The sequence below is a fragment of the Nocardia arseniciresistens genome (genome assembly GCF_046764875.1).
Taxonomy (GTDB): Bacteria; Actinomycetota; Actinomycetes; order Mycobacteriales; family Mycobacteriaceae; genus Nocardia; species Nocardia arseniciresistens.
On sequence record NZ_JBKORD010000024.1, the window covers coordinates 36,171 to 55,351 of the forward strand.

The window sequence follows — 19,181 nt, forward strand, 5'->3', positions numbered from 1 at the left end:
CGCGTCTGCTTGCAGGTCGCTCGAAACGGTCCGTAGCGTCTGCTTTGCAGGTCGCTCGAAACGGTCAGCGTTAGCTGAGGAGCCCGTCATCTATCAGATGGCGGGCTTTTCGTTTTGAAACGCTCGGGTTTGAAAACGGTTCGGGTTTCCGGTGATTGAAGTCATTGTTAGAACCTGGTTAATACTCTCGGCGCGTCGTACAGCAGCGGTTAGGCTGGAACCGCATTAAATGAACCCGGGGGGCTGTCGAGTTGGGATCCGGTGCAGCAGTGGGATCTGAGATAAGAGACGGACGCACGCCCAGGGTCGCGCTTGTCACCGGCGCGAGCCGGTTCTTCGGCGGCAATGTGGTGGCAAGGCTCGCGCAGGATCCCGGCATCGAACGCATCATCGCGGTCGACACCATGACGCCGAGCCGCGAGCTCTCCCGCCGCATGGGCCGCGCCGAATTCGTCCGTGCCGACATTCGAAATCCGTTGATCCGCAAGGTAATCGATGGCAGCCAGGTAGACACCGTCGTGCATGCCGCACTGCTCGCGCGTCCGCCTGTCGGTGGTAGCAGGGTGGTGATGAAGGACCTGAACGTTCTCGGCGCCATGCAGCTGCTCGCGGTGTGTCAGAAGTCGCCGTCGGTGCGGCGAGTGGTGGTGCGCTCGACCTCCGCGGTGTACGGATGCAGCGCGAAGGATCCCGCGAAATTTACCGAAGAAATGAGCGCGCACATACCGCCGCGCGGTGGATTTGCGCGCGACGTGATCGAAATCGAAGGCTTCGTTCGCGGGCTCGCTCGGCGTCGTCCCGATATGGCGACCGCAATTTTGCGTTTCGCGCCGATCGTCGGTCCGCGGCTGGCCGGACGTGGTTTGCAATATTTGCGTTCGCCGGTCGCACCGACCGTTTTCGGCCGCGATGCGAGGATGCAGCTGGTGCACGAAGAAGATGCCGTCGCCGCTTTGGCGCATGCGGCAAAGTCGGCGGCAGTCGGTGCTTATAATATTGCGGGTGATGGCGCTCTTGCTCTTTCGCAGGCGGTGCGGCGCGCAGGCCGCATCGAGCTTCCGGTCCCGTTCATGGTGTTCCGCACGGCGGGACGCATGCTGATGGACCCCGTCATGCGGGAATTCAGCGGCGAACAACTCGATTATTTCCATTTCGGATGTGGCCTCGACACCACCCGCATGCGCACCGAACTCGGGTTCGTGCCGCGCTGGACGACGGTGCAGGCGTTCGACGACTTCATTGGGGGCGCAGCGTCGCGGCCCGTCTTCGATCCCGCATGGATCGATGTCGCAGAAAAGAAACTGCTCGGCCTGCTCGGGGCCGGTACGGGAGTGCAACGATGAACGATGTAGCGAAGGTCATCCAGCTCCACGACGTGAATATCGAGGCGCGTCCGCCGCGTCCGACCCCGCGCCGCTGGCCGGAACCGACGATCGGTGAATCGACGCCGGGCCAGGTGACCTCGCTGACCGAACGTCTCGCGGCGACCGAGCCCCCACCGCCGCAATCCTTGTCGGATATGTTGCGCGGAGCCGTCGGCAAGCAGATCGGCAAAACCGCCGATTTCGCGCGGCGCAGGCTCACCGGCGATTACCCGGTGGACGAGTTCGGCTTCGACGAGCACTTGCTCGAATCGCTTATTCTGCCCATGCTGCGTCCGATGTCGGATTTGTGGTTCCGGGTGCAGGTCAGCGGAATGGAGAACATCCCGGAGGTGGGCGGCGCGCTGATCGTGGCCAACCATGCCGGAACGGTTCCGCTCGACGGACTGATGTTGCAGCTGGCGATCCACGACAAACATCCCAAGCAGCGTGCGCTGCGGCTGCTTGCCGCCGACCTCATCTTCGAGATGCCCGTCCTCGGTTCGCTCGCGCGCAAGGCAGGCCACACCCTGGCCTGCCGGCCCGATGCCGAACGGCTGCTGCGCTCCGGCGAGCTGACCGGTGTGTTCCCCGAGGGCTTCAAGGGCGTCGGCAAGCAATACGCCGACCGCTACAAGTTGCAGCGATTCGGCAGAGGAGGCTTCGTCGCCGCCGCGGTGCGCACCGGAACGCCCATCATCCCGTGCTCGATCGTCGGTTCCGAGGAGATCTACCCGAAGCTGGCCGATATCAAGCCACTGGCCAGGCTGCTCAACCTGCCGTACTTCCCGGTGACGCCGCTGTTCCCGCACTTCGGCCTGCTCGGCGCGGTGCCGCTGCCGTCCAAGTGGTACATCGAGTTCGGCACACCCATCTCGACCACCGGCTACGAGGCGGAAGCCGCGGACGACCCGATGACGATGTTCGAGGTCACCGATCAGGTACGCGAAACCATCCAGCAGACCCTCTACACATTGCTCACCAAGCGCCGCAATCCCTTTACCGGCTGAGTTGTCGGCCGCGCGGGCGCGGCGTGTTCGCGGCCCTGAGGTCTCGCGTCCGGGTGGCCGAGACTCGCGCCTGCGGCGCATGCGCTTCGGCCACCCGGACGCGAGACGGCCGCGAACGGTCGCTCGTAAGACTCGCTCCGTGTGGGTCGAGTGGCGGGGTGTCCGGGTGGTATTTCAGTGATCGCGACGGCGGGTTACCGCTGCTGCGACGGCGCCACCGGCGGCACCGAGCGCGAGTGCGGTGGGTACGCCGATCTTGGCGGCCTTGCGTCCGGTGCGGAAGTCGCGGATTTCCCAGCCGCGATTCTTGGCGACCTCACGTAGATCCGAATCCGGGTTGATCGCCACCGCGGTGCCGACCAGCGACAGCATCGGCACATCGTTGTGGCTGTCGGAGTAGGCGCTACACCGCTTGAGGTTCAAGCCTTCTCGGACGGCGAGGGTGCGCACCGCGTGCGCCTTGCCGAGGCCGTGCAGGATGTCGCCGACCAGCCGTCCGGTGAATTTCCCGTCCACGCTTTCGGCGACGGTGCCGAGGGCTCCGGTCAGCCCGAGCCGCTTGGCGATCACCTGGGCCAGCTCGACCGGCGTCGCGGTGACCAGCCATACCTGCTGGCCCGCGTCGAGGTGCATTTGCGCAAGAGCCCGTGTCCCCGGCCAGATCTTGTCGGCGATGATCTCGTCGTAGATCTCTTCACCGAGCGCGGCGAGCTCGGCGGTCGGACGTCCGGCGATGAAGGCAAGCGCCTTTTCTCTGCCGCTGGCCATGTCGGTGCTGTTCTCCTTGCCGGTGATGCGGAACTTGACCTGTTTCCAGGCGACGTCGACCAAGTCGGAGGTCTTGAAGTATTTGCGCGCGGCCAGACCGCGGGCGAAATGCACGATCGACGCGCCCTGCACCATGGTGTTGTCGACATCGAAGAACGCGGCCGCGGTCAGATCGCGCGGCACCTCGGGCCCGGTCGTCTCAACATCGGCGGCGGCGAGATCGGCGTCATGCAACGTCAGCGCGGCATTCGCGCTCGCCTCGCCGGCCAGATTGGCCCTGAGCTCTTCCTCGCTCGGGCCGAAGGGGCTGCGGGAGATGCGCGCGAGCTGGTCCTGGAGACCCTGGCCGAGCCTGCCCTGGTTCCATCTCACCGGGAACTCACCGAATCGTCCCGCTATGAATTTGGCCTTCGTCCCTGAACTGCGGGCCACCTTGGATTGTTCCGGCACCAGTACCTCCGCCCGTCGCGCGAACCACGTCCACACTAGCCGGAAGCAGTGACAGTCACGGGCTTACGGTGCGCACCGAACGGGGTGTGGCGAGGCGATTTAATATCCGTCATGACCAATCCCACACATTCGGTGACTTTGCTGACGAGATCCGGCTGCGGCATGTGTGTCATCGCGCTGGAACAGCTGCGCGCAATCTGTGCCGATTTCGCGATCGTGCCCGCGACGATCGATGTCGATGCGACCGCCGCTACCGACCCTGGCCTGCGCGCGGAGTACGGCGACCGGCTTCCGGTCGTACTGCTCGACGGCCGTGAGCACAGCTATTTCGATGTCGACGAGCCTCGATTACGGGCCGATTTGACCCGCTGACGGAAAGCTGATCCTGTCCGTTTCGGCCGCGTCGCTGGTCGCGGCGGAAAATGAGGCCAAATTCACCGACTTTGTGCAGGGCTTCACAAGCAGTTACGGTGGTGGCACGCGACCCGCATGCCGAGGCTGCGGACCCACAGCGTAATGACACCCAGCATTCCGATACTTCGACTATGGCACCGGACCGCCCCGGGCAAGAGGTCGAACAGCGAACCGGAACCCGAGCAGGGCCGGAACGAGGAGCCGACGACGTGACAGAGCAGCATGAGGCGCCAGGCGGCGTCTCCGGCAGGGCTCTGCAGAAGGACATCCCGCAGGCCACCGTCGCGCGGTTGGCCACCTATCTCCGTGTCCTCGCCACGTTGGCCGACGACGGTGTTGCCATCGTATCGAGTGAGGAACTGGCTGTCGCGGCGGGTGTCAATTCCGCGAAGTTGCGCAAGGACCTTTCCTTCCTCGGCCCCAACGGCGTCCGGGGTGTGGGCTATGACGTAGCCAAGTTGCGCAGCAGGATCGAAGATGTGCTCGGTCTGTCTCAGGGGCATCGGGTGGTACTGGTGGGCGCGGGAAACCTCGGCCGGGCCTTGGTCGGATACGGCGGTTTCCAGCGTCGCGGGTTCACCGTGGTCGGCATGTTCGACAGTCATCCGGAAGTCATCGGTCTACAGGTCGCGGGTCTCGTGGTGCGTGATGTGGTCGGTCTCGCCGACGCCGTCACGGTGCTGAAGCCGACCATCGCGGTGATCGCCGTTCCCGACGACGCGGCGCAGGCGGTGTGCGACTGCCTGGTCGGTTCGGGGCTGCAGTCGATTCTGAGTTTTGCCCCTTGTGAGCTGACCGTGCCGGACGGCGTGGAGGTTCGCCGGGTGGATCTGGCCGTCGAGATGCAGATGCTCTCCTTCGACGCCTCGCGCAACGCACCGCCGTTGCCCGAAGTGTCCCGTGCCGCATCCGGCCGCATCGCCCATCGCGCGTATTCGGCACTCAAGCATTCGGCGACCTCGCATTCGGCAACGGAGCCAAGCAGCAAGGGATCGGTGGTTACACCATGAGTATTCTTCTGGTCGGGATTTCGCATCGGAGCGCTCCCGTCTCGGTGTTGGAGAAGGTCGCCATCACCGACGCCGACCGCCCGAAGCTGGTCGACCGAATGCTCTCCTCCAGCCATGTTTCCGAAGCGATGATCGTCTCCACCTGCAACCGGGTCGAGGTCTACGCCGTAGTCGACGCCTTCCACGGTGGTCTCGCCGAGGTGGGCGATCTGCTGACCAAGCATTCCGGGCTGCCGCTGCCGGATCTGACCAAGCACGCGTACGTCCGTTACAGCGAGGCCGCCGCCGAGCACCTGTTCGCGGTGGCCAGTGGCCTCGATTCGATGGTGATCGGCGAGCAGCAGGTGCTCGGGCAGATCCGCAGCGCCTATGCCTCCGCCGACGCGCAGCAGGCTGTCGGCCGCACCATGCACGAACTGGCTCAGCACGCGTTGCGGGTCGGTAAGCGGGTGCATTCGGAGACCGGGATCGACAGGGCCGGCGCCTCGGTGGTCTCGGTGGCGCTGGATCGGGCCAAGCAGGTGCTCGGCCCGATCGCGGGCCGTACCGCCGTCGTTGTCGGCGCGGGCGCGATGGGCGGCCTTGCGGTAGCCCATCTTTCGCGCGCGGGCATCGGTCGCATCATCGTGGTCAACCGCACCATCGAGCGGGCGAACCGGCTCGCCGAGATAGCGGCCTCCTACGGTGTCGAGTCGGCGGCGATGGAACTTTCGCGGCTGACCGAGGCAATGGCCGCCGCCGATGTCGTCGTCACCTGTACCGGCGCGGTCGGCGCCGTTGTGACGCTGGCCGACACCCACCGTGCCCTCGCCGATCGCGATCGCGGTGCCGAATCTTCTTCGCCCGAGCGGCCATTGGTCTTCTGCGATCTCGGCCTGCCCCGCGATGTCGAGCACGCGGTCGCCGGTCTGCCAGGTATCACGGTGATCGACATCGAGACGCTGCAACGCGACCCCGCGGCGGGCGCCGCCGCGGACGATACCGCCGCCGCCCGCGTGATCGTCGCAGACGAACTCGCGAAATATCTTGCGGGCCAGCGGATGGCCGAGGTGACCCCGACCGTGGCGGCACTACGCCAGCGCGCGGCCGAGGTGGTCGAGGCCGAACTACTGCGCCTGGACTCGCGGCTGCCGAGTCTTGCCGACCCGGAACGCGACGAGGTGGCGCGCACGGTGCGCCGGGTGGTCGACAAGCTGCTGCACGCGCCGACGGTGCGGGTCAAGCAGCTCGCCTCGACGCCGGGCGGTGACAGTTACGCCGAGGCGTTGCGAGAATTGTTCGAGCTCAAACCAGGTGCGGCGCAAGCGGTTGCCGCGCCGATGGAGATCAACGCGATCGGCGGCGAGCACGGATCCATCCGGTTCGCCGGCGACGGCGAAATTGTGCTGGCCGATGACTTCACGGCAGGCCACCTCGGCGAAGAACGGGGCCAGTCCGCATGACAATCGCGCAGGAAGAGGACAACGTGACCGCAGGCAGCATTCATGCGCCATGGCGGATCGGCACGCGCGGCAGTCTGCTCGCGCTCACCCAGTCGGGCACCGTTCGCGACGCGCTGGTCGCGACAGGGCACGAGGCAGAACTGGTCGTGATCAGGACCGCGGGCGACAAGAACGCGACCGACCCGGTGGCACAGATCGGCGTCGGGGTGTTCACCTCCGCGCTGCGTGACGAGCTGGCCGCCGGATCCATCGACATCGCGGTGCATTCTTACAAGGACCTGCCGACCGCGCCCGACCCGCGCTTCACCATCGCCGCCATCCCGGTGCGCGAGGATCCACGTGACGCCCTTGTCGCGCGCGACGGACTCGTGCTCGGTGAGCTGCCCGCCGGATCCGTAATCGGCACCTCGGCGCCGAGGCGCGCCGCACAGTTGCGCGCACTCGGGCTCGGTGTGGAGATCGTGCCGCTGCGCGGCAATCTCGACACCAGACTGCGCAAGGTCACCGAGGGCGAGCTCGACGCGGTCGTGGTCGCAAGAGCGGGGCTGGCGAGAATCGATCGCCTCGACGCGGTCACCGAGGCGCTGGAACCGGTGCAGATGTTGCCCGCTCCGGCGCAGGGTGCGCTCGCGGTCGAATGCCGAAGCGACGACACCGCGCTGCTCGAGGTGCTCACCGGACTCGACGATGCCGCGACCCGCGCGTCCATCACCGCGGAGCGGGCGTTGCTCGCCGAGCTGGAAGCGGGCTGCACCGCGCCGATCGGTGCGCTTGCCGAGGTCGTCGAATCGATCGACGATGACGGCAGGATCTTCGACGAACTTTCGCTACGCGGTTGCGCGGCGGCCATCGATGGATCCGAGGTGCTGCGGGCTTCCGTGGTCGGCGCCCCGGAACGCGCCGCCGAATTGGGCCGAGCATTGGCCCGTGAGCTGCTGGAGCTCGGCGCGCGTGAGCTGCTCACCAGCGCGGAACCGGATGCGTCCGGTTCCCCCACACAGGCGGTGAATCCGCTCGCCACAGACTTTGTCGATCCCAGCCCAATGGAGAACAGCCGATGAGCAGCCGAGCTACTAAGAAGCATCCCGGTCGTATCCTTTTCGTCGGGTCGGGTCCCGGCGACCCGGCACTGCTGACAATGCGCGCCCGTGAGGTGCTCGGCAGGGCGACGCTGGCGTTCACCGATCCCGATGTGGACAAGGGCGTACTCGCCCTGATCGGCGCCGACGTCGAAGAGGAGCCGGATGGTGAGCGTCCCTTCGACGTGCGTCCGGCACTCGGCGAACCCGCCGAGGTGGCCAAGACGCTGATCGCCGAGGCCCGCAACGGCAATGACGTTGTCCGAGTCGTCTCCGGTGATCCGCTCACCACCGACGCGGTAATCGCCGAGGTCACCGCGGTCACCCGCTCGCACATGGTCTTCGAGGTGCTGCCAGGTCTGCCCGGCGGCTCCGCGGTGCCGAGCTACGCGGGCATCGCCCTCGGCTCCGGGCACACCGAGGCCGATGTGCGTGGCGAGGTCGATTGGGCCGCGCTCGCGGCCGCGCCGGGCCCACTGGTGTTGCACGCCTCCTCGGGGCATCTCGCCGAAACAGCCAGTGCCCTCGTCGAACACGGTATGGCGCCGCAGACCCCCGTCGCGGTGACCGTGCGCGGCACCACGCGTCAGCAGCGCACCATCGAGGCCACCCTGGCCACGCTCAACAGCGCCGCCTCCGAGCTGGTCGGGCCGCTGGTGGTGACCATAGGCAAGGTGGTCGCGCAGCGCTCCAAGATGTCGTGGTGGGAGTCGCGCGCACTGTACGGCTGGACCGTGCTGGTACCGCGGACCAAGGACCAGGCGGGCGAGATGAGCGAGCGGCTCGTTACGCACGGCGCCATCCCGATGGAAGTGCCGACCATCGCGGTCGAGCCGCCGCGCAGCCCCGCCCAGATGGAGCGCGCGGTCAAGGGACTCGTCGACGGCCGCTACCAGTGGGTGGTGTTCACCTCCACCAACGCGGTGCGCGCGGTGTGGGAGAAGTTCGCCGAATTCGGCTTGGATGCCAGGGCGTTCTCTGGTGTGAAGATCGCCTGTGTCGGCGAGGCCACCGCGGAGAAGGTGCGCTCATTCGGTATCAACCCGGAGTTGGTGCCCAGTGGCGAGCAGTCCTCCGAGGGCCTGCTCGCCGACTTCCCGCCTTACGACGACGTTTTCGATCCGGTGAACCGAGTGCTGTTGCCGCGCGCGGATATCGCCACCGAAACCCTCGCCGAGGGTCTGCGTGACCGCGGCTGGGAGATCGACGACGTCACTGCCTACCGGACAGTGCGCGCGTCACCGCCGCCCGCCGAGACCCGCGAGATGATCAAGACCGGCGGTTTCGACGCGGTCCTGTTCACCTCGTCATCGACGGTCCGCAACCTGGTCGGTATCGCGGGTAAGCCGCACGCACGCACCATCGTCGCCTGCATCGGCCCGAAGACCGCGGAGACCGCCATCGAATTCGGGCTGCGCGTGGACGTACAGCCGGAGGCCGCGCAGGTCGGCCCGCTGGTCGAGGCGCTCGCCGAGCACGCGGCACGACTGCGCGCCGAGGGCCTGCTGCCCCCACCGCGTAAGAAGAGCCGCCGCAGCCGGTAAGTGGATTGTCGGACGAAACGCCCACCGCGCTGTGGGCGTTTCGTTTTCTACCGGCTGCCCGTCGAGAACGCCGGGCGGCTCGGCGGTATCAGCGGCTGTAGCGCATCAGCGTGCGTACCAGCCTGCATGTGGTGTCCGACGGTGGGCGGATATCGATGAGCTCAGCGGTACCCCTGATGCGCTGATTGCTCGCCTGGCTCGGCAGGTAGATGCCGGAGTCGAGCAGCGCGATGGTCAGCCGCATGGCCTTGAGCCTGCGATTGTGTCGGATGTACCACTTGCGTGGGCGGCCGGCGGGCAGTGGCCGCTTCAGCAGCGGAACGTAGGGCCGGTCGATGATGACGGTCTTCGACTTGGGTGCGGTTGCGGGCATCGGAGTCCTCCCGTAGTGGTGCTTTTCGAGTACGAATTCCCTCGAACACTTCTTCGATTCTACCTCTGGGCACCGACAAAAACCGCTGGCCACAATGACTTTCGCGGTCGGCGCGGTAAGGCGGGCGGATCCGCCGAAACGCCCGCCGAACGGCAGGCGTATCGTGCGGTTCATGACCGGAATGGACCGCCCGCGGCGGTTGCGCCGTACCCCCGCTTTGCGTCGTCTCGTGGCTGAAACAACTCTGCAGCCACGGCAATTGGTGTTGCCGATGTTCGTGGCCGATGGGCTGGAAGAACCGCGGGAAATCAGCTCGATGCCTGGCGTGATGCAGCATTCGATGGATTCGCTGCGCAAAGCGGCGGTCGAGGCGGTGACCGCGGGGGTCGGCGGGCTCATGTTGTTCGGGGTGCCGCGTTCGGATGACAAGGATGCCACCGGCAGTCATGCCAGCGATCCCGACGGCATCCTCAACCGGGGACTACGTGCGCTTGCCGACGAGGTCGGTGCCTCGACGGTGATCATGGCCGACACCTGTCTCGACGAATTCACCGATCACGGGCACTGCGGCGTGCTTTCCGCCGACGGCGCGGTCGACAACGACGCCACCCTGCACCGCTACGTGGAGATGGCGCTCGCGCAGGCCGATGCCGGTGCGGATCTGCTCGGTACCAGCGGCATGATGGACGGCCAGGTCGGCGCGATCCGGCGCGGGCTGGACGCGGTCGGGCGCACCGACACCGGCATCCTCGCCTACGCCGCCAAGTACGCCTCGGCCTTCTACGGCCCGTTCCGCGAGGCCGTCGGCTCCTCGCTCGAAGGTGACCGCCGCAGCTACCAGCAGGATCCGGCCAACCGCAAGGAGGCGATCCGTGAGCTCGAGTTGGATCTGGCCGAAGGCGCGGACATCGTGATGGTGAAGCCCGCGATGTCGTACCTGGATATCCTGCGCGATGTCGCCGACCGCTCGACCGTTCCGGTCGCCGCCTACCAGATCTCTGGCGAGTACGCGATGATCACCGCCGCCGCCCAGCGTGGCTGGATCGACCGCAGGGCCGCGGTCCTGGAGTCCTTGCTCGGCATCCGGCGGGCGGGCGCGGACATCGTGCTCACCTACTGGGCAACCGAGGCCGCACACTGGTTATCGTGACGAACCTGCCTGGCCCGATGGGCGCTGTGCCGATGCCGCAGCCGCCCGCCCCGCCGGAGGACATCCGGACCGCGCGTCAATTGTGGTGGGGTGTCGTCGGTTTCGGCATCGTGCAGCTCGTCGGCTCGATGCTGGCCGCCATGCAGAACCGGCACGAATTCGCCGAGCAGATGTACGACCAGGTGCGGGAGAGCGATCCGAAGTTCACCATGGCCACGGCCGATCTGATGGTGTCGCTGGCATACGTGGTCGCGGTGCTGCTCGGCCTGACGATCGCCGCGGTCGCGCTGGTGATCGCGCATCAGCTGTTTCGCGGCAAGCTGTGGGCCAGGACGTTGCTGACCTTCGTCGGCGCCTGGCTCACGATCACGGCGGTCGGCACGATGTTCGCGCTCGGTTCGGGGACCGCGGCTGTTGCCTCACTGGTGGCGGGCGGCGCCGGCATCGTGCAGGGCGTACTCGCTGCGGGCGCGATCTACCTGAGTCATCGCCCGGACTCGACCAAGTACTTCCTGCGGCGCAAGTGAACGGGCGGGGTCGCCGATGGGCGAGTTTGTCGGGGAAAGGCCAGCATGTATCGTGAGGGTTGTCACAGTGGATTTGGGAACCGGCAGTAACTTGTCAGGCGTTCACTCACATTTCGTGAGTGCGTTGACCAGATTGCTCCGGGAGATCGGAGGCATCGATGCGTGTGGTTATCCAACAGCCGCAGAGCATTCGACGAGAATTGCTAGTTCTCAGCCTGCTGATTCTGTTCGGTGTGCTCACCGTCGCTGTACTGCTGATTCCCGGCCTCATCGGCTGATCCGAGCCCGATCCATGGTTATCCCCGTCGTTGTATTCGACGCGGCAGGGAGCCTGGCGTGACGGGTGTCGTCGACCACCCGACCGTCTTGTTCACCGAGCCGGGTGCCCGCTGGCGCGCGGTGGCCTACGGGCCCGCACTCTGCCTGATCATTCTGCTCATCGAATTGGTGACCGGAAGCACGGTGCACTGGTTCGCCTTGATTTTCTGTGCCGCGCTGATCGCGGGTTTCGTGGTGCTGCAAGTGATTGCGGGCCAACGCCATGTGAGCGTGGAACTCACCGAAGCCGTCGTGCGTGCGGGCACCGAGACACTGTCGCTGACCGGGATCGCCGCTGTACTTCCCGAGCGTGACGACGAATCCTGGGATGATGAGGACTGGGAGTCGGCGCGGGCGCTCGGGGAATTGAGCGGGGTGCCACGCCGTCGCACCGGGATCGGGTTACGCCTGACCGACGGCAGTTTCGCGCAGGCTTGGGCCAAGGATCATCGCGGGCTTCGGGCCGCGCTGACCGAAGCTCTCGACCGGCAGCGTGGCGGCGGCATCGAAACCATCGACAGCACCGTCGAGGCAACCGGCGGCGTCGAAGATTCCGACGAAACCGATGATCGATACGGCGAGAACGGAGCAGATCATTGAGGCGAGAAATCGTAGTGCTCGGTGAGGTAGTCGTCGCGGTGCTTTGTGTGGTTGTCGCGGTGGTGAGCTGGCAAAACGGGTTGGTCACAACCTCGTTGGCCGCCTCGGGGGATGTCCCCGCTTTCACCGCGACCCGGTATGTCGGTCCGTGGCTGGTCCTTGCCGCTTTTCTGGTCACGGTGGCCGGAGTGGTCGGCATCGATGCGGGTGCACGGACACTGCGTGCCGTCACCGAGCGCGCGTCGTCGCGAGGCTGACCAGGGACCAGGGCAGGTCGCCGCGCAGGCCGATGTCGCGCCGCCGCCTGCCGCGACGGTGCTTGCTCCCGCTGTCGCGTTGCCGTCGCCGACCTCGCCGCCGGCCTGTTTGCTGACCACCGGTTCGGCCCTGTTCTGCATCGGGATCACCTGATGCGCCACGGTCTGGCGCGGCACCGCTGACTCGGTTACCGTGCAATTGCGGCCACCGGCTGCTTCGGGCGAGAGGTCGGCGCATCACGCTGAATATGGCGAATCTGTGTGCGGCCATTGAGATTTCGCCGTACTACAGAGCGTGTCGACCAAAGGAATGCTTGTGATCGGTTTTGCTGGAAAGCTGTCTGCCGGGGTGGCCGTCGCCGCCGCGATCGGGATCGGTGCGGCACCGGCCGGCGCCGCGCCGGGGGTGGAGCTGGAGCCCGCCGCGGTCGAGACCGCGAAGGTGGAGCCGGTCTTCGCACCTCAGACCGGCTCCTCGGCCGTTTACAACGGGATTATGTGCCAGTTGCACACCATCTCGGCCTCGGTGCCATGCATGTACACCTGAGTAGGCAGGTGCATCCGAGCAGAAAAGCGTCCGCTCAGTTCCACTGCTGGTAGATATCCAGCACCCGACCGTTGTGAGTGCCGGGAACATTGAAGTACAGCGAGACGGTGCCGTCCGGGTGACCGGCGGCTTCCGCGATGACCTGGCGCAGTGAGGCGTGCACGGCGCCGCTGTCGTCACGGTAGATCTCGGTATCGGATTTCAGACCCGCCCCCATCCGGTTCAGCGGAACGATCATGGCGACGAGCGCGGGCAATGGGCCATCGGCGATGGCCGCGGTCTCCTCGTGGCTGAGATGCGCGCCGATGCGGTCCGGCTGTGCGATCGGTTCCACGGCCGCGGCGGATCCGGCGCCGAGCAATGCTGCGGTGGTTGTGAACGCGGTGAGTACCGCGGCGGTAATGACGGCAAACCGCATAGAGAGACCCTTCCGACCAGGTAGATGGTGCTCAAATGTGGTGCGAGACGTAAAGAGATTACGCACCGGCAATCATTCGGCGACCGATATCCGGGGAAACGTGCTCGGCGTGTTGTGCAATGACGCTCCGTTGGCTCGACGCACCGGCTGCGGCGTGCGTCACTCCACTACACCCTGTCGTCGACTCGTTCGGATCGGGCTGCGAGACTGGACGCCGTGAGTTCTTCTCCGCGCGCGACCAGGTCATCGGTGCCGGTTTCCGCTCAGCTCTTCGAACGGGCGAGTTCGGTGATTCCCGGCGGTGTCAACTCACCGGTCCGGGCATTCAAGTCCGTCGGTGGCACACCGCGATTCATCGCCTCCGCCAACGGCTACACCCTGGTCGACGCCGACGGTAACGAGTACGTCGACCTGGTGTGTTCGTGGGGGCCGATGATCCTCGGCCACGCGCACCCCGCGGTGGTCGAGGCCGTCCAGCGGGCCGCGACCGGTGGGCTTTCCTTCGGTGCGCCGACCGAGGCCGAGATCGAACTCGCCGAACTGATCGCCGAGCGAGTGTCGCCGGTGCAGCGGGTGCGGCTGGTGAACTCCGGCACCGAGGCCACCATGAGCGCGGTGCGACTCGCCCGGGGCTACACCGGACGCGCGAAGATCATCAAGTTCTCCGGCTGCTACCACGGGCACGTGGACGCGCTGCTCGCCGACGCCGGGTCCGGCATCGCCACGCTCGGTCTGCCGACCTCACCGGGAGTCACCGGCGCGCAGGCGGGCGACACCATCGTGCTGCCCTACAACGACATCGATGCAGTCGCCGCCGCGTTCGCCGCGAATCCCGGCGAGATCGCCTGCGTGATCACCGAGGCGGCCGCGGGCAATATGGGCGCGGTCGCGCCGCTGCCCGGTTTCAACGCGGGCCTGCGCACGCTGACAGCAGAGCACGGCGCGCTCCTGATCATGGACGAAGTGATGACCGGATTCCGGGTCAGCCGTGCGGGCTGGTTCGGCCGCGAGGGCGTCGCCGGTGACCTCTACACCTTCGGCAAGGTGATGAGCGGCGGCCTCCCGGCCGCCGCGTTCGGCGGGCGCGCCGACATCATGAATCACCTGGCTCCCCTCGGACCGGTGTACCAGGCCGGCACCCTCTCCGGTAACCCCGTCGCCGTCGCGGCGGGCCTTGCCACGCTGCGCGCGGCCGACGACGCGGTGTACGCCGCGCTCGACCGCAATGCCGAACGCCTCGGCGGGCTGTTCACCGATGCCCTCACCGCCGAAGGGGTCGAGCATCAGGTGCAGTTCGCGGGCAATATGGTGAGCGTGTTCTTCGCCGACAGTCCTGTCATCGATTACGCCGCCGCCAAGGCCAGCCAGACCTGGCGTTTCCCAGCCTTCTTCCACGCCTTGCTCGACGGCGGCGTGTACGCGCCGCCCAGCGCGTTCGAGGCCTGGTTCGTTTCCGCGGCGCTCGACGAGGACGCGTTCGACCGTATTGCCGCAGCCATGCCCGCCGCCGCACATGCGGCCGCGGCCGCCACACCCGAAGGATCCCGCGCGTGAGTCCCGACCCTGATCAGCCAGATTCCGAAGAGCGCGAAGTACCGGCCATCGACGACGTCGACAGTGACGTTGCCGCCGGTAGTGACGTCGCCACCGAGACCGACCCTGCCGTCGAGACCATCGTGCATGTGCTGCGCCACGGTGAGGTGCACAACCCGAATGCCATCCTCTACGGCAGGCTGCCCGGCTTCAATCTCTCGGTGGCCGGACGCGCGCAGGCCGGTGCGGTGGCCCGGTCGCTGTCCGATCACGACATCTCGCTGGTGATCGCCTCCCCGCTACAGCGCGCGCAGGAGACCGCGGAGCCGATCGCCGCCCAGCACGGCCTGATCGTGCGGACCGACGAGAACCTCATCGAGGCGGGCAATACCTTCGAGGGCCTGCGGGTGTCGGTCGGTGACGGCGCGCTGCGTAAGCCGAGGCACTGGTGGAAGCTACGCGATCCGTTCACGCCGTCCTGGGGTGAGCCGTATCTGCAGATCGCGCACCGAATGCTCGCGGCGGTGAACAAGGCGCGGGTCGAGGCGGCCGGACACGAGGCCGTGGTCGTCTCCCACCAGCTACCGGTGTGGACGCTGCGCCGGTTCCTGCAGGGCCAGCGGCTGTGGCACGATCCGCGGCACCGGCAGTGCTCGCTGGCTTCGTTGACTTCTCTTGTCTACCAAGGCGATACGCTCGTCGACATCGTTTACTCCGAGCCCGCAGGCGGTTCGGACCCCGCGGTGCACGGCGCATGAGATCGGCCACCTCATCCTCCCTACCGCGGGCAACGCGCCTCGCGCCGGTCATGCTCGCCTGCGTGTGCCTGCTCGCCGCGCTGGTCGGCTGCTCGGCAGGGACGGACGCGGTGGCCTCCGGCGGCACCTTCGAATTCGTTTCACCCGGTGGTAAAACCGATATCTTCTACGACCCGCCGAGCGCGCGGGGCACCATCGGCACACTGGCGGGACCCGACCTGATGACCGACGGTAAGACCACCTCGGTCGAGGATTTCGCGGGCAAGGTGGTCGTGCTCAATCTCTGGGGTCAGTGGTGTGGTCCGTGCCGCGCCGAGGCTCCCGCTTTGGAAAAGGCCTTCGAGGCGACCAAGGACAAGGATGTCGCGTTTCTCGGCATCAACGTCCGTGATCCGCAGCAGGACAAGGCCCAGGATTTCGTGGTGGACAACAAGATCGGCTACCCGTCGATCTATGACCCGTCCATGCGCACGCTGCTCGCACTCGGCGGAAACTTCCCCACCAGTGTCATCCCGACGACGCTGGTTCTGGACCGCCACCATCGAGTAGCCGCCGTCTTCCTCCGGTCGCTCCTGGCCGAGGATCTCCAGCCCGTACTCGAACGTATCGCCGCAGAGGACTCTCAGTGAACCGCACCCGTAATCCGCGCGCCTGCCGCCCACGCCAGGCCGCCCGACTCATCCGTGGCACCTGGACGGTCGACGATCGCTGGGCGGGTGTCGCGTCCGTACCGCGCAGCGCCGCGGCGGCATCGATGATGGACGTCAACCTGGCGGAGCTCACCCCGCCGTCCGATACCGAACGGCAGGTGCCGGTTCGACGCGACGCGGCGCAGGAAGAGCCGCAGCCGTGATCCGCGATCGCCGTGCCCGCCGTCAGCGCGCCTGTCGTCCGCGCCAGGCCGCCCGGCTCGTCCGCGGTACCTGGCGGGTCGACGATCGGTGGGCAGGGGTCGCGATGGTGCCGCGCAGCGCCGCGGCTGAATCACTGAGGGATGTCGCGCACGACGCCGCGCCGACGGTGTCGTCGGTGCCCGCTCCCGAGCAGGCGAGCACCGATGATCCGCGAGGAGCGCAGTCCGCGTGAGCGTGCTTGCCGGAGTGGGGGAGTCGTTCCAGCAGACAGCGGCGACAGGGCCGTTGCTGCTTGCGCTCGGCGCCTGCATGCTGGCGGGCCTGGTGTCGTTCGCTTCACCTTGTGTGGTGCCGTTGGTGCCCGGATATCTTTCCTATCTCGCGGGTCTGGTCGGTGCTGAGGCGCCGCCCGCGACCGCCGCTCGAGCCAAAGGCGTTGTGACCGCTACCTCGCAGACGCGGCCGGCACGTACTGGCCGGATGCGGGTCGCGGGCGCGGCCGGGTTGTTCGTCGCCGGATTCACCGTGGTTTTCGTGCTCGCCACCGCAACGGTATTCGGTGTGATCCAGACGTTGAACGTGAATCGTGAACTGCTGCAACGCATCGGCGGTGTCGTCACCATCCTCATGGGCCTGGTGTTCATCGGCCTGGTACCCGCGTTGCAGCGTGACACCAGAATGGAACCGCGCAGGCTGACGAGCATCGCGGGCGCACCGCTGCTCGGCGCCGTGTTCGCGCTCGGTTGGACGCCGTGCCTCGGGCCGACCCTTTCCGGGGTGATGGCGGTGTCCGCGGGCACCGACGGCACGACCGCCGTGCGCGGGGTGGCGCTGATCGTCGCCTACTGCCTCGGCCTCGGCCTGCCTTTCGTGATCCTCGCCTTCGGTTCGGCCAGCGCTTTGCGCGGTGTCGGCTGGCTGCGCCGCAATTCCCGCACCATCCAGGTCATCGGGGGCATTCTGCTCGTCGCGGTCGGCATCGCGCTGGTCACCGGCGCCTGGGACCAGTTCGTCGCCTGGGTTCGCGACGCGTTCGTTTCCGAGGTGACACTTCCGATATGACCGTGATCGACAAACCAGCGGCGCAGCAGATGCCGCCGCGCCAGTCGCTGCCCGGCCGGGCGTGGGCGCTGCTGCGCAACACCTGGCGCGGGCTCACCAGCATGCGTACCGCACTGGTGCTGCTGTTCCTGCTCGCCTTGGCCGCGATCCCCGGCGCGTTGCTACCACAGCGAAGTCTCAATGAGCAGAAGGTCATCCAGTACATCGCCAACCGGCCGACCCTCGGCCCGTGGATGGACCGCTTCGAACTATTCGACGTGTTCTCCAGCTTCTGGTTCACCTCCATCTATGTGCTGCTGTTCATTTCGCTGGTCGGCTGCATCCTGCCGCGAGTGTTCGACCACTACCGGGCGCTGCGCACCCCGCCGGTGCGCGCACCGCGGAATCTGGCCAGGCTGCCGCACCACTACCGCGAGACCGTCGAGCGGACCACCGACGAGGTGGTCGAGCATGCGCGTAAGCAGTTGCGCGGCTGGCGCACCGAGGTGCGTGCGGGCGGGAGCGTCGGGCCCGCAGGCGGCAACCAGGCGGGGCCGGGCGAGCGCTCCATCGAGCAGAGCGGGAGCGACGGTGAGATCACGCTGTCCGCGGAGAAGGGCTACACCCGCGAGCTCGGCAACCTCGTCTTCCACCTGTCGCTGGTCGGGCTGCTCGTCGCCATCGCGGTCGGCAAGCTGTTCGGATACGAGGGCACCGTCATCGTCATCGCGAACAATGGACCCGGCTTCTGCACGACCTCGCCCGCGGTATTCGACTCGTTTCGCGCGGGCAATGTGAACGACGGCACCGGCATGGCGCCGATCTGTGTGCGGGTCAAGGACTTCAAGGCCGACTACCTGGAGAGCGGCCAGGCCGAGATGTTCACCTCGAACATCCAATACCAGGCGGGCGTGGACCTACAGACCAACACCTGGCGCGACAGCACGATTCAGGTGAACCACCCGCTGCGCGTCGTGGGCGACCGTCTTTATCTCCAAGGACACGGGTTCGCGCCGACCTTCACCGTCACCTACCCGAACGGGCAGACCAGGACCGAGACTATCCAGTGGCGTCCCGAGGACGCGCGGACCTTCCTGTCCAGCGGTGTGCTGCGGATCGATCCGCCCGGCGGCATGTACGCCACCGAGGCCGAGCGCCGCAAGAACCAGATCGCCGTCGAGGGCCTGTTCGCGCCGACCGCCCTGCTGCACGGCAACCTGCTGACCTCATCGTTTCCGGTGATGAACGATCCGGCCGTCGCGGTGGACGTCTACCGCGGCGACACCGGCCTCGACACCGGCAAGCCGCAGTCGCTGTTCTCGCTGGATTCCGAGCAGATCAAGCAGGGCAGGCTGACCAAGGAGGCCAGGGTGAACCTGCGCCCTGGTGAATCGACCACCTTGTCCAACGGCGCGAAGGTGACCTTCGACGGCGCACAAGAATTCGTGAACCTACAGGTGTCGCACGATCCGGCGCAGCAGTGGGTGCTGGTGAGCGCGCTGGCCATGATGGCGGGGCTGCTCGTCTCATTGCTGGTGAAGCGGCGGCGCATCTGGATCCGCGTCTACCCCGCCGATGGCGAAGCCGGTACCGTAGACCAACGACGCACCGTAGTAGAGATGGGCGGGCTCGCGAGGACCGACCAGGCCGGCTGGGGTAGCGAGTTCGACAAACTGCGTGCGCGGCTGCTGGATCAGCAGTCCGGTACCGAAAAAACGGGAGAGTGA

The 19,181-nt window shown here is 66.8% G+C and carries 23 protein-coding genes; 20 read left to right on the forward strand and 3 right to left on the reverse strand.

Translation table 11 applies throughout. The features are described 5' to 3' along the window. The first annotated feature begins 269 nt into the window (after positions 1-269). Entirely contained in the window at positions 270-1,343 is a 1,074-nt protein-coding gene (locus ACLMAJ_RS34050) for an NAD-dependent epimerase/dehydratase family protein (protein WP_412017996.1), read from the forward strand. Further along, positions 1,340-2,371 (forward strand): lysophospholipid acyltransferase family protein, encoded by a 1,032-nt coding sequence (locus ACLMAJ_RS34055; RefSeq protein WP_412017997.1) that lies wholly within the window; start codon positions 1,340-1,342, stop codon positions 2,369-2,371. The genes ACLMAJ_RS34050 and ACLMAJ_RS34055 overlap by 4 nt, the downstream gene beginning before the upstream one ends. 174 nt (positions 2,372-2,545) lie before the next feature. Here ACLMAJ_RS34055 and ACLMAJ_RS34060 read toward each other — a convergent pair whose 3' ends face one another. Continuing rightward, positions 2,546-3,457, reverse strand: coding sequence for an HAD family hydrolase (locus ACLMAJ_RS34060; RefSeq protein WP_412018072.1), 912 nt, complete (start codon positions 3,455-3,457; stop codon positions 2,546-2,548). 243 nt (positions 3,458-3,700) lie between these two features. On the opposite strand from ACLMAJ_RS34060, the gene ACLMAJ_RS34065 reads away from it, so the two are divergent. From ACLMAJ_RS34065 to ACLMAJ_RS34085, 5 genes are all read left to right on the forward strand, one after another. Continuing rightward, the gene (locus tag ACLMAJ_RS34065; protein ID WP_412017998.1) at positions 3,701-3,961 is read left to right on the forward strand and encodes a glutaredoxin family protein; all 261 of its coding nucleotides are present in this window, start codon (positions 3,701-3,703) and stop codon (positions 3,959-3,961) included. Between the two features lie 251 nt (positions 3,962-4,212). Beyond that, positions 4,213-5,013 carry a redox-sensing transcriptional repressor Rex gene (locus ACLMAJ_RS34070; RefSeq protein ID WP_412017999.1) on the forward strand — a complete coding sequence of 267 codons (801 nt, stop codon included), beginning with the start codon at positions 4,213-4,215 and terminating at the stop codon, positions 5,011-5,013. Further along, complete coding sequence (locus ACLMAJ_RS34075; protein WP_412018000.1) at positions 5,010-6,455, forward strand: glutamyl-tRNA reductase; 1,446 nt, start codon at positions 5,010-5,012, stop codon at positions 6,453-6,455. Before ACLMAJ_RS34070 ends, ACLMAJ_RS34075 begins: the two co-directional genes overlap by 4 nt. After that, positions 6,452-7,516, forward strand: a complete 1,065-nt coding sequence (gene hemC / locus ACLMAJ_RS34080) for a hydroxymethylbilane synthase (protein WP_412018001.1) — start codon at positions 6,452-6,454, stop codon at positions 7,514-7,516. The genes ACLMAJ_RS34075 and hemC overlap by 4 nt, the downstream gene beginning before the upstream one ends. Then, positions 7,513-9,078, forward strand: coding sequence for a bifunctional uroporphyrinogen-III C-methyltransferase/uroporphyrinogen-III synthase (locus ACLMAJ_RS34085; protein ID WP_412018002.1), 1,566 nt, complete (start codon positions 7,513-7,515; stop codon positions 9,076-9,078). The genes hemC and ACLMAJ_RS34085 overlap by 4 nt, the downstream gene beginning before the upstream one ends. A gap of 88 nt (positions 9,079-9,166) precedes the next feature. Here ACLMAJ_RS34085 and ACLMAJ_RS34090 read toward each other — a convergent pair whose 3' ends face one another. Further along, positions 9,167-9,451, reverse strand: a complete 285-nt coding sequence (locus ACLMAJ_RS34090; RefSeq protein WP_412018003.1) for a hypothetical protein — start codon at positions 9,449-9,451, stop codon at positions 9,167-9,169. A gap of 172 nt (positions 9,452-9,623) precedes the next feature. Here ACLMAJ_RS34090 and hemB point away from each other — a divergent pair, with 172 nt between their 5' ends. The 6 genes from hemB (at position 9,624) to ACLMAJ_RS34120 (ending at position 12,850) form a co-directional block, all read left to right on the forward strand. After that, positions 9,624-10,601 (forward strand): porphobilinogen synthase, encoded by a 978-nt coding sequence (gene hemB, locus ACLMAJ_RS34095; RefSeq protein WP_412018004.1) that lies wholly within the window; start codon positions 9,624-9,626, stop codon positions 10,599-10,601. After that, positions 10,598-11,128: a hypothetical protein gene (locus tag ACLMAJ_RS34100; protein WP_412018005.1), complete on the forward strand. Its 531-nt coding sequence runs from the start codon at positions 10,598-10,600 to the stop codon at positions 11,126-11,128. Before hemB ends, ACLMAJ_RS34100 begins: the two co-directional genes overlap by 4 nt. 336 nt (positions 11,129-11,464) lie before the next feature. Then, positions 11,465-12,046 (forward strand): hypothetical protein, encoded by a 582-nt coding sequence (locus ACLMAJ_RS34105; protein WP_412018006.1) that lies wholly within the window; start codon positions 11,465-11,467, stop codon positions 12,044-12,046. Beyond that, positions 12,043-12,303 carry a hypothetical protein gene (locus ACLMAJ_RS34110; protein ID WP_412018007.1) on the forward strand — a complete coding sequence of 87 codons (261 nt, stop codon included), beginning with the start codon at positions 12,043-12,045 and terminating at the stop codon, positions 12,301-12,303. Before ACLMAJ_RS34105 ends, ACLMAJ_RS34110 begins: the two co-directional genes overlap by 4 nt. Continuing rightward, complete coding sequence (locus ACLMAJ_RS34115) at positions 12,269-12,457, forward strand: hypothetical protein (RefSeq protein WP_412018008.1); 189 nt, start codon at positions 12,269-12,271, stop codon at positions 12,455-12,457. Before ACLMAJ_RS34110 ends, ACLMAJ_RS34115 begins: the two co-directional genes overlap by 35 nt. Before the next feature lie 162 nt (positions 12,458-12,619). Further along, complete coding sequence (locus ACLMAJ_RS34120) at positions 12,620-12,850, forward strand: hypothetical protein (RefSeq protein ID WP_412018009.1); 231 nt, start codon at positions 12,620-12,622, stop codon at positions 12,848-12,850. A 34-nt stretch (positions 12,851-12,884) separates the two neighbouring features. Here the strand turns inward: ACLMAJ_RS34120 and ACLMAJ_RS34125 are convergent, their stop codons facing one another. Beyond that, positions 12,885-13,268 carry a hypothetical protein gene (locus ACLMAJ_RS34125; RefSeq protein ID WP_412018010.1) on the reverse strand — a complete coding sequence of 128 codons (384 nt, stop codon included), beginning with the start codon at positions 13,266-13,268 and terminating at the stop codon, positions 12,885-12,887. A gap of 216 nt (positions 13,269-13,484) precedes the next feature. On the opposite strand from ACLMAJ_RS34125, the gene hemL reads away from it, so the two are divergent. The 7 genes from hemL to resB all read left to right on the forward strand — a co-directional run bounded on the left by hemL (position 13,485) and on the right by resB (position 19,181). Next, positions 13,485-14,822 (forward strand): glutamate-1-semialdehyde 2,1-aminomutase, encoded by a 1,338-nt coding sequence (gene hemL / locus ACLMAJ_RS34130; protein ID WP_412018011.1) that lies wholly within the window; start codon positions 13,485-13,487, stop codon positions 14,820-14,822. 119 nt (positions 14,823-14,941) lie between these two features. Next, on the forward strand, positions 14,942-15,559 hold the full coding sequence (locus ACLMAJ_RS34135; protein WP_412018073.1) for a histidine phosphatase family protein: 618 nt from the start codon (positions 14,942-14,944) through the stop codon (positions 15,557-15,559). Positions 15,560-15,609: 50 nt separating this feature from the next. Then, entirely contained in the window at positions 15,610-16,188 is a 579-nt protein-coding gene (locus ACLMAJ_RS34140; RefSeq protein ID WP_412018074.1) for a TlpA disulfide reductase family protein, read from the forward strand. Continuing rightward, positions 16,185-16,412, forward strand: coding sequence for a hypothetical protein (locus ACLMAJ_RS34145; protein ID WP_412018012.1), 228 nt, complete (start codon positions 16,185-16,187; stop codon positions 16,410-16,412). Before ACLMAJ_RS34140 ends, ACLMAJ_RS34145 begins: the two co-directional genes overlap by 4 nt. After that, a complete protein-coding gene (locus tag ACLMAJ_RS34150; protein WP_412018013.1) occupies positions 16,409-16,645 on the forward strand; it encodes a hypothetical protein in 237 nt (78 codons plus the stop codon). The genes ACLMAJ_RS34145 and ACLMAJ_RS34150 overlap by 4 nt, the downstream gene beginning before the upstream one ends. Beyond that, positions 16,642-17,475 carry a cytochrome c biogenesis CcdA family protein gene (locus tag ACLMAJ_RS34155; protein ID WP_412018014.1) on the forward strand — a complete coding sequence of 278 codons (834 nt, stop codon included), beginning with the start codon at positions 16,642-16,644 and terminating at the stop codon, positions 17,473-17,475. The genes ACLMAJ_RS34150 and ACLMAJ_RS34155 overlap by 4 nt, the downstream gene beginning before the upstream one ends. Next, positions 17,472-19,181, forward strand: a complete 1,710-nt coding sequence (gene resB / locus ACLMAJ_RS34160) for a cytochrome c biogenesis protein ResB (protein ID WP_412018015.1) — start codon at positions 17,472-17,474, stop codon at positions 19,179-19,181. Before ACLMAJ_RS34155 ends, resB begins: the two co-directional genes overlap by 4 nt.